Annotated in this window: 12 protein-coding genes; 6 read left to right on the top strand and 6 right to left on the bottom strand. The window is 48.9% G+C overall.

Annotation, left to right across the window (positions count from 1 at the left end):
• Nucleotides 1–681 precede the first annotated feature (681 nt).
• Genes F1529_RS03660 through F1529_RS03650 form a run of 3 tightly spaced genes read right to left on the bottom strand, consistent with a single transcriptional unit; the run spans nt 682 to nt 2,773 of the window.
• On the bottom strand, nt 682–1,461 hold the full coding sequence (locus F1529_RS03660) for a response regulator (protein ID WP_035245091.1): 780 nt from the start codon (nt 1,459–1,461) through the stop codon (nt 682–684).
• 31 nt (nt 1,462–1,492) lie between these two features.
• Complete coding sequence (locus F1529_RS03655; protein ID WP_035245089.1) at nt 1,493–1,786, bottom strand: hypothetical protein; 294 nt, start codon at nt 1,784–1,786, stop codon at nt 1,493–1,495.
• Nucleotides 1,787–1,795: 9 nt separating this feature from the next.
• Nucleotides 1,796–2,773, bottom strand: a complete 978-nt coding sequence (locus tag F1529_RS03650) for a hypothetical protein (protein ID WP_035245087.1) — start codon at nt 2,771–2,773, stop codon at nt 1,796–1,798.
• Nucleotides 2,774–2,868: 95 nt separating this feature from the next.
• Here F1529_RS03650 and F1529_RS03645 point away from each other — a divergent pair, with 95 nt between their 5' ends.
• Both F1529_RS03645 and F1529_RS03640 read left to right on the top strand, forming a co-directional pair.
• Nucleotides 2,869–3,993, top strand: coding sequence for a DUF6765 family protein (locus tag F1529_RS03645; RefSeq protein WP_230457697.1), 1,125 nt, complete (start codon nt 2,869–2,871; stop codon nt 3,991–3,993).
• A gap of 26 nt (nt 3,994–4,019) precedes the next feature.
• Nucleotides 4,020–4,979 carry a DNA/RNA non-specific endonuclease gene (locus F1529_RS03640; protein WP_196220364.1) on the top strand — a complete coding sequence of 320 codons (960 nt, stop codon included), beginning with the start codon at nt 4,020–4,022 and terminating at the stop codon, nt 4,977–4,979.
• Nucleotides 4,980–5,206: 227 nt separating this feature from the next.
• Here F1529_RS03640 and F1529_RS03635 read toward each other — a convergent pair whose 3' ends face one another.
• Genes F1529_RS03635 through F1529_RS03625 form a run of 3 tightly spaced genes read right to left on the bottom strand, consistent with a single transcriptional unit; the run spans nt 5,207 to nt 9,116 of the window.
• Entirely contained in the window at nt 5,207–5,815 is a 609-nt protein-coding gene (locus F1529_RS03635; RefSeq protein ID WP_035245083.1) for a hypothetical protein, read from the bottom strand.
• Nucleotides 5,815–8,052, bottom strand: a complete 2,238-nt coding sequence (locus F1529_RS03630) for a ThiF family adenylyltransferase (protein WP_084573382.1) — start codon at nt 8,050–8,052, stop codon at nt 5,815–5,817. Before F1529_RS03630 ends, F1529_RS03635 begins: the two co-directional genes overlap by 1 nt.
• 8 nt (nt 8,053–8,060) lie before the next feature.
• Entirely contained in the window at nt 8,061–9,116 is a 1,056-nt protein-coding gene (locus F1529_RS03625) for a hypothetical protein (RefSeq protein ID WP_035245079.1), read from the bottom strand.
• A gap of 263 nt (nt 9,117–9,379) precedes the next feature.
• Here F1529_RS03625 and F1529_RS03620 point away from each other — a divergent pair, with 263 nt between their 5' ends.
• From F1529_RS03620 to F1529_RS03605, 4 genes are all read left to right on the top strand, one after another.
• Complete coding sequence (locus F1529_RS03620) at nt 9,380–10,018, top strand: ComF family protein (protein ID WP_230457696.1); 639 nt, start codon at nt 9,380–9,382, stop codon at nt 10,016–10,018.
• 113 nt (nt 10,019–10,131) lie between these two features.
• Nucleotides 10,132–10,665, top strand: a complete 534-nt coding sequence (locus F1529_RS03615) for a hypothetical protein (RefSeq protein ID WP_007150087.1) — start codon at nt 10,132–10,134, stop codon at nt 10,663–10,665.
• Nucleotides 10,666–10,714: 49 nt separating this feature from the next.
• Entirely contained in the window at nt 10,715–11,398 is a 684-nt protein-coding gene (locus tag F1529_RS03610; protein WP_007151499.1) for a 2-phosphosulfolactate phosphatase, read from the top strand.
• Nucleotides 11,399–11,493: 95 nt separating this feature from the next.
• Nucleotides 11,494–12,738 (top strand): acyl-CoA dehydrogenase family protein, encoded by a 1,245-nt coding sequence (locus F1529_RS03605; RefSeq protein ID WP_155132217.1) that lies wholly within the window; start codon nt 11,494–11,496, stop codon nt 12,736–12,738.
• The last annotated feature ends 183 nt before the right edge of the window (nt 12,739–12,921 follow it).

The following is a 12,921-nucleotide window of genomic DNA, read 5'->3' as shown; positions in this document are numbered from 1 at the left end:
TTTTCTCCTCGGGCTGCTGTTTACGGTGTTGCCCTATCTAAATTGTGACATAAAGGTTCACACCTAAATTTGCACAAAATAGAGTGCGGATATCAAGGGGTTTCAAAAAAAAGATAATGGAATCAATAAGGTGGAATCATCTTTGATTCTGGGGCGGGTATGGTGACTAGAGAGTTATCCTAACCTGGCAAGGGGGTTAAATTGCATTGTGGATGTACGGGTCACCATAAATAAGCAATAACAACCGCTTTTAGATGACCGCTGAACCGAGAACCTGTTTTCTAGTAGCTTCCGGTCTGAGAGCCCTTGCCTGTCTGCAATTTCTTACATCATGTTAATCCACCAGCTATTGCCGTCGATGCCTCTGCCTTATAGCCTTTCGTGAAAATTGCAAAATGGATTGACCTAAATGAAGCGTTACTACGCTAGCAGAACCCTTTCCAAGGAAGGATTCTATGAGGTTCATCGGCAAGGATGTGATTCTTTGCCAGAAGAAGAGTATAGGGTTTTCCTGGGGATCTGGGCTGCGAGCAATCATGCTGTAAGTGTGGCACAAAATTTATTCAATAGAGCCTGCCCTTGCTCATGCTGTCTGGCTGCTGCGGTTGCGAATATAGACAGCAGTAACCATGACCAATCATTGAAACAAAATGGGTAATTACAGATTTCGGTCTAGGGCTACTATGCGTTCAAGGCAGACATTACTGCGCTAAAGAGTTCGCTTGCGTTGTTTGTTGCTTCAAGGGCTCCCCGATCTTTGGCTTGCTGCTTGTATCGCTGAGAATTCGCACCTGCGTAGATCACAAATGGGGTGTTGTTCTTGGATTCTCTTAACTTATCAAGAAGTACATAGCCCTCAGAGCTTCCTTCCTTGCGATTCATATCTGAGATGATAACCCCGTATTGATTACGGTACTTATTTACTAGATCAAGTGCTTCTTCTGTCGATGTTGCTAAAGTGATCTCTATTCCCTGTGCTTCAAAAGCATTTCGCTCATAGATATTATTATCAGGTTTGTCATCCACCCATAAGATCTTCTTCTTTTTGCTCTTATGTAATGTCTTAGGTGGCTTGCTGATCAATTTGTTAACTATTGATTCAAGGTCAGATTCGGCATTTATGGTGCCGGATTCGTCATTTGTAGCATATTTCGCAGTCGCTGCTGCTAAGGATACAGCTGAAGCTAGGTTGGCTTTTAAAAAATTCTCTTCATTAGCAAAGTCGGATGGCCCATATAGCTTCGAGTGATGCTTGGCTACCAGCCAAAGAAAGCCAAAAAAAACAACGAACGGAAATATGAAAAGGAACCAGATAAGGGGGCGGGAGTTATCGCCTAGGGAGTTTCCGAAGCCGACAACTATTGAGGCAAAACCATAGACCAATACAATGAATAGCGCAATTATACCAAGGGGACTTTTGGTGAAGCCTTGTGCTGATTCAGCGAAATCCTTGACGCCCATATCCCCGCCCCTATGTATTGTGGCTTATGCATCAATCGAAGAGTTTTTGTACGGCGTTAACAACTTTGGTGACCTTGTCGATCATCTCTGCCGTACTGCTTAGGCTTCCAAGGCATCTGGTGACGGATTCTTTGGCTTCTGAGAGACACTCTATAGCCTCATGGTACCTTGTTGTGGCCTTTTTAATCTCGATTGCTTGCTTTTTCGAAAGTAATTCAAAAATACGTCTCCTCAAGGCTAGCAGCTCACTATCATAGCTGCCCCGGTCAATAAGCTTGTCTAGGTCATAAATAAACGATTGGAGCTGATCTGTTAGTTGGGGCATGGATCCACCTTATTCCTTGGTAATGAGCACTTTTAGCGAGGAGGAAAGCGACTTCAGATCCTTGCCTAGCTCTTTGATGTCTTTTGATTTGTAGTTTTTGTCTTTGGCTACTCGACCTAAGTCTTCAGCTGAATCTTTCAGCTTGCTTAAGAGTTTGACTCCTGTATTGGATATGATGAAGCCGTTGACTTGAGCATTATGGGCCATGACGTAAGCATCAACGGCATCAACGCGGATAGCGTGTGGTAAATCGGTGCTGTTTCGGCCGTCAATCAGAACCTTAGCATTTCGTTTAAGGTTATATGCAGTTGAACAATAGACATCCAGGATGCCGTCTTCCTTATCTGCACCAGTTGTTGGGGCATTATCTGCACGTCCGTCTCTAAAAGCTGGTCTACAGGGTGAATTCCACTTTATTGAGAGGTCTTGAATCAGCATTGGAGTCACTTGATCAATAACGGTGGCGTAACTTTCCGATATCTCGATCAGTGCCTTCTTTCTCTGCCTTTCGAGGTTCCAGCGTCCCGCAACATCTATAAGTGCGGATATCGCGTCTAATTGATCTTCAGACAGGCTAAGCTCATCGGATTTTTCTGAGGCAGAAGAAAGTGAGTCCTTCAAATCATTTGCTGCTTCGGCGATGTCTTCCTTGTGGTCTGCATTGATAAGGGAGTCAATGGCGTTGCCATAAGCTGCCAGTGCGTCACTAATAGCGACTCTGGGTGCTAGATCTTCAGTGGTTACTCCCTGGTCAAGAGGGATTGCACATGTGCCCACATCAGTGTCCAGGCACTTCGCGTTCGGATTGATCTTGTAGTAAGCGACTTGAAGATCAATGATCTCTCTACGTAATTGAGTTAGGCTTTCAGAAGAAAACTCTCCTGATTCTGTGGTTGCATTGGCTATTGCCGTTGAGTCAGCTTTCTGCTGGACCGTCAGTCCGCAGCCGGTGATTGCCACCATCGCGAACAAAATAAGCCATTTCATAGACCGGTTCCCTTGCTCTGTCGCTCCTTAATGGATCCAGAGTATCCAAGATTGAAAAAAACATTGCAATGCAGTCATTTGCTTATGAGCAAGAGATGGATATATTCTGCTTGATCGAAGCTAAATCAAGCGGGAAGGATTCCAGGATGCAAATCGACGGCCACCACGCAATGACCTATGTCGCTGCACGCTGTGCAGGGTATACGCACCAAGATTCAGAAATTATCGCTTATTGCGCCCAGTATGTAGACGATGCCACTAATGACGGGTGTATCGAGTTTGATGTGGGGGCGATGTACTCAAGAGCGGCTTCCGCGCACAAAATGCTGGATTATCGGAATCTTGAAGAGCTTGCTAACCATAAGGTTTGGGTCCCGTTTCATTTTCTTCCTGGTAATGCTGGTAAGCCCGCCGAGTCTGATCACGAAGGAGACTCCTTTGTTCGAAAGCTTGTTTGTTACCCCAATTCGTTTGTGGCCCGGGATATGCTGAAGGCTTGCTACGAATCAGCAGGGAAGCCTTACTTTCTGCATCGTATCGGGATTTGCATGCATGTATTTGCTGACACTTGGGCCCATCAGGGCTTTGCGGGTGTGAATCACGCGATCAATGAGGTCGAGGAGTTGGAGAGTAATGAGCCTGAGGAAGATCAGAGCTTATTTGGCAAATTGGCAAACTTCTTCTTGTCTGAAGCCTTTCCTTTGGGGCATGGAGCGGCATTGAGCCACCCAGACAAGCCCTACTTGAAGTGGCGTTATAAGAACGGTCTAGGTGAGATTATAGATCGAGACAATCCAGCAATATTCCTGGAAGCAATTGACTATATGTGTAGAGCTCTACGGGCATTCAAGAATAATGACCGGGACTTAGACTTGGTGAATGTGTCGGGGCTTAGCGATACGGATTCAGCGGAGGTAAGACGCTTGATTCTTTCTTGCAGGGGAGGCGGTGATGCCCGTCACGAGCAATGGTTAGAGGCTATTGCGGAGGGTCGATTTTCATTTGGTCCTGCAGATTTAGGATATATACCTAAAGGGGTTGGGTCTTGGAAGCATGTGGCGATAGGCCAAGAAAAAGAAAAAGATGAAAAGGACGAGGTATTTGAGTATCGGCCAGAGTTCCTGATCTCAAACTGGAAATGCTTTCATGACGCGCTGCAGGCGGTCAGGTTCTCTATCGTGAAAGATGTCTTGCCACGATACGGGATTTGTGCTGCTTAAATAAGAATCTATTTAAGATGTTAGGGATGTTGCGTAAAGCGTTGTGTCTGATTCTGTTGCTGGCTTTCTCATCTGTGAGTGCGACAAAGAAGGAGCCTTATTGTGAGTGGGATGAAGAAATAAGTTCTAGATTTATTAAGAAGGCTGATAAACGGTTGCTTACAGAAAACAGAAAAGGGGCAAGAGAGATTGTCCGAGAATCCCTTCCTTTTGAATTGTCGACTCTTAATTTTGAATCCGATAACGAGCAGCTATTGGTTCAGCCAAACTACATAATTTGGTACGACAGTGATCTCCGTTCACCTTTGTGGGTGGCATATCACCTAAAGGGGAGCGATCTTCGTGATGGGGTTCCCCGTGAGGAGTCTTTTAGGTCGGACCCTAGATTAAAGTATTGGGAAAAATCTGACTGTGCTGATTATAAAGAGCCGATATTTGATCAGGGGCACATGGTTCCTTCGGCCGATATGAAGCGAAGCCGAGAAGCAATGGCTAGCACCTATTTGATGAGCAATATGACAGCGCAGCATTGCCACTTCAATCGTGGTCAGTGGCAGGTGCTTGAGGCTGTAGTGCGTAATTGGGCGGAAAGATACGGGGAGATATGGGTGATAAGCGGTGCAATTTATGATCGCTACGGGGAGGGTGAAAGAGATCCCGATCAAATTGCCTGGAGAATGAGCGGAGAAAGAGGGGTGCGTGTAGCAATACCGAGCCACCAATACAAAATTGTGATGCGTAAAGATGAAACGGGACTGTTGGGCGTCGCGTTCCTTATGCCTAATGAGGATAGGGTGGTCAGAACTGAAGACATGAGAGAGTACTTAGGTAATGCATCTGTGGATATTGAAGCAGTTGTTTCTAGATCAGGTTTTGATTTTGGTAAAGGGATAAAAATTAGGGAGGATGGTGAGGAATGGTTGCTGCCAATAAATTTGCCTTCGTCATTGGCGGGGCTATGTAAAGAAGGTTATTCGAAGTACTAGGATCGGCTTCACTAAACTGCTGACGCATTCATTAGATGAATGCTTGCTTCTGTATTGAGGCGTGAGCGCGACTCATATGGGGCAATCCGGCTGACGATTTTCTCTCAATAAAATAATGGCTTACAGAAGATTCTTCGTTGATTGGATTGTGGGTTGCTGGATTATGTGATGGCCTGGCTGATCGTTCCAGCCAGGACAGATTATGATTGTGCGCGATGTCATATTTCTCAGTTCAATGAAGCTGATACGACGTTTGTAGCCAATTTGTTTCCATTCTGCCTAGCGGAAAACATTACTATTGCTGATGTGAATAAATAATATTTCCACCCTCCGGGGAGCGAGGGGATAGCGTCGTAGTAAGCCGATATTAGGCTATATATGGTCAGGATTACCAAGCTGCTAAATGTATCTCTTAGCGATAGGTACCAAAAGTGCGGGGTTGTGACCTCTGCGCTATCCTTGTGCGCTTTGTACATTTTCAACCAAGTATAATGCTCTTCGTCAGGGGTTTCAGCATTGGCTATCTCAGGAATATTCTGAGTGACGAAGTGTCTGCCAAATCTATGGTCGCTATATAGAAGCTTCTTTATTCTCCATGACGGAAGTGCTTTTTTAAATCGAGTAAAAATAATTGAGTCTCGGATGTTGGATGGTAACAATGTCGTGATTATCACTGTTGCAATGAGCAAGACCGTTAACTTTGAAGCGCTTTCAATTTCATTTGAGAACGACGTTATCTCATCTATACCGTTAATGTTAAAGGAAGGAAGGAAAACTATTGCAAGTAGTGTTACGCAAGATGTTGGAAAGCTGATGGACTTTAGTGGGATTTTCATTAATTCCACTCCTCGGGAGTGATCATGGATAATGTCTTCTGATGATTTCTTCCATTAATTAGCATTATGTACGGCTGAGGCCTTTCAGAAATAAAGCGGCTAATGTTCGATAATGTGGCTTTGTCTTTAGGAGAGGCCTCGGGAGATGTTTCCGGGTGAGAGTGCCATGTTCCGACTGGAAACACTTGGTTGCCTGTTAGTTTGACTGTGTTCATTGTTTCTTCGTGATCATGTGCCGCAGGCAGGGTGGCGCTGGTGCGGCTTGGTTTTTTTTGGGCGCAATATGTAGCATCGATTACCGTGAGACGATTAAGGGTTGTGCTAAAGGAGCCCATTAAATACCCGGCGGCCTCGTTTGGGGTGTCGTGCTCTGTCCAGCGCTCTATTTTTTTGTGAGCTTCAGTTGAGATGGTGATGGTCCAGCCGTTTGTGTTCTGCTCTGTAAAGCCTGGGACTGGAATTTCATAGTGCCCTGCAGGCAAATAGTCGTCGTCTAAAGTGTTAATAAAAACCCCACTTTCTTTATCGCCTTCAAGCTTTCGGTTAATCAGGGTTTGGAAAAATGAGTTGTGTGACTGTATCGTGGAATAAGGCATTTCTAATGTGTTGCTACCGCAGCCAACTCCTAGAGAGGTTGCCCTAGAATTAGGCTGGTCTCTGCTTGAAAGCCACTCCGACACTTTTTCATTGTGAAGAGCTGAAAAGTAACTTGTCAGGGTTAGATCAAAAAGTGACTGATATTTGTTTCTGTATAAGAATATTCCAATCTTCCCTGCATGTGTGATGTAGCATTTGCAAACTGGAAGTGAGTTTATTCCAATATCAATTTCATCGGAAACTTTTGGAGATGCTGTGCAGTCGATGAGTAGATTCGCTCTTTGAACTTCTGGAGATAATAATTTTTCTCGATCGATTTCTTGGTGAATGGCTGTAATGCTATTACAGTAATAGTTGTCTTCGAGATGGCTTTTAAGTGCATGCGCTTTTGATTGTGAAATATTTAACTTTCCTAACGCATGTCGTGCTGTGTTGTGAGGTGAGAAAATGTCGTTGTCTATCAGTGTTATGTATTTTTCTCCCTGTTTGCAGAGCATGTCGGATAGTGATGACCCAATTGCACCACAGCCAGCTATGACGACATGGCTATTGCTAGCGCCTGTTGTGCCGGATATTTTGTTTAAAAGGGATCTTGATCCTATTCCTGTTACTGTGCAGGGATGTATTTTGATGGAGGATTGATTCTTAACTTCAAGCTCTATAAGAAGAGCTATGACTTCAATCGCTCCAGCTGGGCCTTCAGCTAAATCTGGGATATCTTCAATTAATCGAATTGGCCTTTTATGGGCTATTAGCACATTTAAATAGATTGAGCTGTACTTGTTATTTTTCTTGGGGAGTAGAGTTTGAGCGTATTGTTTTAGCTTGTGAGTAGAGTATTCGATGCCGCAGTATTTCAGGTATTGCTCAAAGTCCTCCCCAGATTTTATGTCTATCGGGTTGTGTGTATTTGGTTCAGAGTCTGAGGGTGCGCAGAGAAGAACTGTTGCTGTTTGGGCGGAGATTGTATTGTTGGACAGCGTTTTTTTGTATTTTTGTTTTTTCTTGGCGGTGAGATCGTGGCCTGGAAATATGCAGCCTTGAAGTTGGGTGTTTTCATATTGGAATAATGTGATATTTGATTTCGAATATAAAACCTGAGTCTCTTGTTTCATGGATGAAAAGACAAGGTTTTGCAATTCCCCGATGCGGCAGTAGCAATCTATATTTGATCCGCGTGGTGTTGGCTCCCATCCATCATGTTGTAATTCGCCATCTTGCGCATCATTCAGCCATTCGACCAAAGTATCAATGAGTCCTCTGGCTCCTTGATGTTCGTATAATGAGTTGTTGCCCCCATCTCTCCATAAACATATCGATGCGTAGCTGTTTTCAGGGGCAGGATTTAAGTGAGGGAGGTCTTTAGGAAACTCATCCCTAGTCGCCCAAATGCTAGGGCAATGGTTCGGTCGGGAGAATTTGCTGTATTCAAATGCAATTTCTTCTGGGCATACGATTCTCGGGTCTAGAGGGGCGCAAGATTCATCAATGAGTATTTCAAATGCGATAAAGAACGAGCTTCCGGACTGATGTGTGCTGATGTTTTGGGTGTTGGCGTGTGCCTGAATAAGTGAATAATCAACCCTTACTTGTTGTGGTGCTTCACTAAGGCTTACTTGGTCTGCGTTGAACCTTTTCATCGGAAAGATTAGCCTCCGTACTGAGTCGGCTTAGAGGCTGCGCCAACTGATAGGCTCTCGCTGGAATACTCGGTGTTACGTTGTTTTATCTTGATTCCTTTGTCGCTGAGTTCGAAGGTTACAGGCTTCGGTGTGTTCTGGGGGCTGTGAGTTTCCGGGTTAAAGAATCGCTTTTCGCCGCCAGTTTTTTGCTTTTCCAAAAGCCCGATATAACGCTCCTTTGCATGATAATGGGGAGGGTTGTCATCGTTTTTTTTGATTTGCTTACATGAAGCAACAACAAAACCGTTTCCTGAACAGTTGGATAGAGCCTCCCAGGCTTTGTCAGAATTCACGTACTGTTTGTTTTCGTTTTTATAGCTATAAGGCGTTCTGCTGCAATGATGGGGGGCTAGCAAAAGATTCCAAGATAATTCTTCTTTGCTGTATTCGTCATTTAATCGCTCCCAAACCTGGTACTCTGCATCTCCGGCCAACATGATGTGGAACTGCCGTTCGTTTGAAGAGTATTCCCAGCGTATGACAATGGAAGAGTTATTCCGCTTGCGCTCATCTTTCTCGGCATCATTACACTCTTCGTCTGTCGGTGCTAAAACTCTGCCCGCAAGATTGCTTGAAAGTTTGAGCTTATCCCCCTTTCGGACAATTATCAGGCGATTTCCATCCTTTCTCCTGTCTTCAGCTTTTACCTTTTTTCTGCGCTTTATTTCATCAATTAACGGCTTGGACTGAGCGGTGGTGTCTGTGAGTTTGTCTGTGTATGACGTGATCCAAATTTCTTTCACAAGAATGAGGTCTGATTCCTTAGACCAACTGGTCGGGCAGCCTGTGTGAAATAAGTCCTTGAACCCTGACACGTGGTCCTTGTCTGGGTGAGTGTTAATAAATACATCAAGCTGGCCATCTTCAAGGGCATCTCTAATGTCTTGGCCGATGTTATGTGCTTCATCATCGTTCTCATCCTGCGCGGATCCGCGATAATGAATGTCGGTGAGTACTGAATACCCTGCTTTAAGCAAAACGGTATCCGCGTTATTTACTGGATAGAACGTAATTGAGTGCATCTTCCCTTCCAATAGAATCCATTTGTATATGGGAGGCTTTGGGGGGCTGAGGAAAGAATTTCAAGTAGACAAAGAAAAATATTTCATATTCTTGTGTTTGTAGCCATCTATTCCTGTTGAGGGGCCCCAATCCCAGCTCCCGCTTTATAGCCCTCTTAGCTGAATGCGTTTCCATCATAAGTTGCTGTTTCCGCCATAAAGTGGCGTTTTTCGCCAACTTATGCCGAACCGCACATCTCTGCGGCCAATCAGAAAGCGGGGCCTTGTGCGTTGATTGCCTGCACTTGCTGGCCCGGCTGACTGTACCGCTTTGCCGTTGCGGGCTCCCCCACGGCAACGAACAGCCCGTCGAGGCGGATTCTGTGCCGCCATTGTGTGGGCGCTGTATTCGCCAGCCACCGCCGTTTTCCGCCAGCCAGGCGCCCCTGCAATACACCTTCCCGATAGACGCCCTCATCACACGCTACAAACACCGGGCTGACCTGACGGTAGAGCGGGCCCTGGCCCCACTATTGGCAGAGACGCCCCTGCCATGGGCGGATACCGATGCCGTGTGTCCGCTGCCGGTCCATTGGCGACGGCGATGGCGCCGCGGCTTCGATCAGGGGGATCACCTTGCCAGACTGATGGGGCAATACTGGCAACGCCCCGTGCTGCCAGCACTGGTACGTCAACGGGCCACTGCCAGCCAGCAAGGGCTGAGCCGCCGACAGCGGCAACGCAATCTGCGCCAGGCATTTCACTGTCAGCACCCTGTCACCGGACTGCGACTGATCCTGGTGGATGATGTCATGACCACCGGCAGCTCTGCCCGCGCAGCGGCACAATGCCTGCTTGATCACGGCGCCGAGGACGTACGGGTATGGACCCTGGCGCGCACACTGCCCCCGCCGTTGGCCTGACAGGCACCGCCCAACCCCTCCTTGCCAGGGAACGCGCTGCGTTTTTCAGCGGGCTCTCTAGGCCCCATAGCCACCTTTAGGCATAATAACGGCTTGTTCACGGAGGGAATCACATGACAAGAATAATAATCACCCTGGCCCTGCTGGCTCTGGGCTGTTCCAGTGTTCAGGCCGAAGACCGTTATAGCGGCGTTACCCTGATGCGCGGCACCGTGGTGTCCGTGGGCCGGGTAGACCCGACGGAAAATATCGGCACCGGTTTTTTTGTCGATGCCAATTACACCAGCGTGGCGTTGAATGCCGGCGTAGGCACCAAGAAATTTGGCGATTCGCCCATTCGCCGCGACTCCGGCGACGATGACCTCTCCGCTGCGGACGGCGAACGTGTTAACAATGCCTATGCCGGGGTCGGCTTTGGCCGCATTATTCAGGTTCAGTATGGTTACGGCTCAGAAGGCGACCTGCTGCGCTACCGCTCCGACTTCAACTACCGTTCGGTGATTGATTTCTTCACCGGCAAGCGCACCCCCAAGGACCGCCTGACTCTGGGTGACCGGCTCACGTTCACCATCGCCGTGGAGCAGTACCTGGACGACGAAGACGAGATTTTCGATAACGCAACCTGGGGCATTGGCCTGTTATTCTGATCCGTTTATGGATTAACGACTGACCAGGCCGGCCCCGGCAAGGAACACCATGGACATACACATTGCCCAGGGGCACAACCCGCCACACAACATTCATGGCATTACCGTGGTGATCGACGTGATTCGCGCGTTCACCACCAGCCATCACGCCTTTCGCAAAGGCCTTCGCTGTATCTGGCCGGTGGCCAGCGCCGAGCAAGCCTTTGCGCTGCGCGACGAACACCTGCCTGACGCCTTGCTGGCCGGGGAAGTAGAGGCACTGCCAATTCCCGGCTTTGATTTTGGCAATTCTCCCTGGGAAATCGATCAGGCCGAGCTGCAGGACAAAGAACTGATTCTGCGCACCACCAACGGCGTGGCCGCCACCCTGCGTGCCCGTGACAGCCGTGAGGTGCTGGTGGCCGGGCTGGTCAATGCGGAGGCCACCGCCAACTATTTGCGCAAACAGAACCCGCCCACCGTGGTGCTGGTCGCCTCTCACCCCACCGGCGATGAAGACGTGGCCTGCGCCGAGTATATCCGTCATCTGCTGGGCGGAGACGGCATCACCTATGAGGCGGCCCGCGACCGCACCCTGAATGCCAGGGCAGCGCAGAAATTTTTCGCCGGCACTCACCCCCGGCTACGTCCGCAGGATATCGAAGCCGCCGCCAGCAGCGCAGGCCCGGATGCCCTGACCATGCACGTGCGCTTCGACCCGCAACCCTGTATCACGGCTCAATCAGCACCCTGACATCCAGCGTCAATGATTCCGTTCTTTTTGATCAATGCGCCGCCACCATCGAGCTTGTTACTGTTGATTGAATTTTTACCCAACAGGACAGCCCGATGATCCAGTGGTCCGAACAACAGCAAATGATCCAGAAAATGGTACGCGACTTTGTGGAAAAGGAAGTCGTGCCGCAGCTGGACGATATCGAATATAACGGCGTTCCCCCCTACGACATCCTGCGCAAGATGATCAAAACCTTCGGCATGGATGTGATGGCCAAGCAATCATTCGACAAGCAGATTGCCCGTGAGAAAGCCATCGCTGCCGGCGACACCGTCGAAGAGAAAAAGAAGAAGGAAGACCCCTCCGCCATGGCCGGGGAAGAAGCCGCCATGCGCATGATCCCCATTATTGAACTGTGCAAACATGCCCAGGGCCTGGTCACCGCCATGGGCGTTTCCATGGGCCTGGGCGGTGGCGCCATCATGAGCAAGGGCACCACCGAGCAGAAAGAACGCTGGGCTCTGCCCCTGCTGACCCTGGAAAAAGTGGGCGCCTGGGCCATTTCCGAACCCAATGCGGGTTCCGATGCCTTTGGGCAGATGAAAACCCTGGCAAAGCGCGACGGCAACGGCGGCTACATCATCAACGGTAGCAAGACCTGGATCACCAACGGTCCCTACGCCGACACCATCATCCTGATCTGTAAACTGGATGAAGAAGGCGTGCCGGCGGATCAGCGCAAAATTGTCTCCTTTATTCTCGATAGCGGCATGGAAGGCCTGGAGCAGTCCAAACCCTTCAAGAAAATGGGCATTGGCTCTTCCCCCACCGGCGAGCTGTTCCTGTCCGATGTGAAAGCGGGCCCGGAACGCCTGCTGGGCGGCAGCGAAGACAGCTACGGCCGCAGCGGCGCCAAAGGCACCTTCATGCAGGAACGGGCCGGGGTAGCGGCCATGGCTCTGGGCATGGTGGAGCGCGCCCTGCAGCTGAGCACACAGTACGCCAGCGACCGGGTTCAGTTCGGCCGTGCTATCGGCCAGAACCAGCTGATCCAGCTGAAACTGGCCAAGATGGAAGTGGCACGCACCAACCTGCAAAACATGGTATTCCGCTATATCGAGATGACCGCCGAAGGCGCCCAGATGACGCTGGCCGAGGCGTCCGCCATGAAGCTCTACGCCGCCCAGGTGGCCATGGAAGTGGCCACTGAAGCGGTGCAGATCCACGGCGGCTACGGCTACATGCGCGAGTCCCGCGTGGAACAGTTGATGCGCGATGCCAAAATTCTGCAGATTTATGCCGGCACCGATGAAATGCAGATTATCGCCATTGCAAGGGACCTGCTGGGCCGCGTGTAGCCCGCCACCGGGCCTGTGGCTGGTGCCCGGCCAGCCACAGCTCCCACCCTATGTAAGCAATTGACTACCGCCAGTGTAAGCATATTGACCATTGCGCCTTGCGTGATGGTTTTTGTGGTCTTCATCACACAATCTCCCCTGACTACACTCATTCATTATTCGTAGTAAGGCCCGCCAAACCGC

The organism is Alcanivorax sp. VBW004 (assembly GCF_009718865.1).
In the GTDB taxonomy this organism is placed as follows: Bacteria; Pseudomonadota; Gammaproteobacteria; order Pseudomonadales; family Alcanivoracaceae; genus Alcanivorax.
This window is presented reverse-complemented; position numbering and strand designations above follow the sequence as displayed.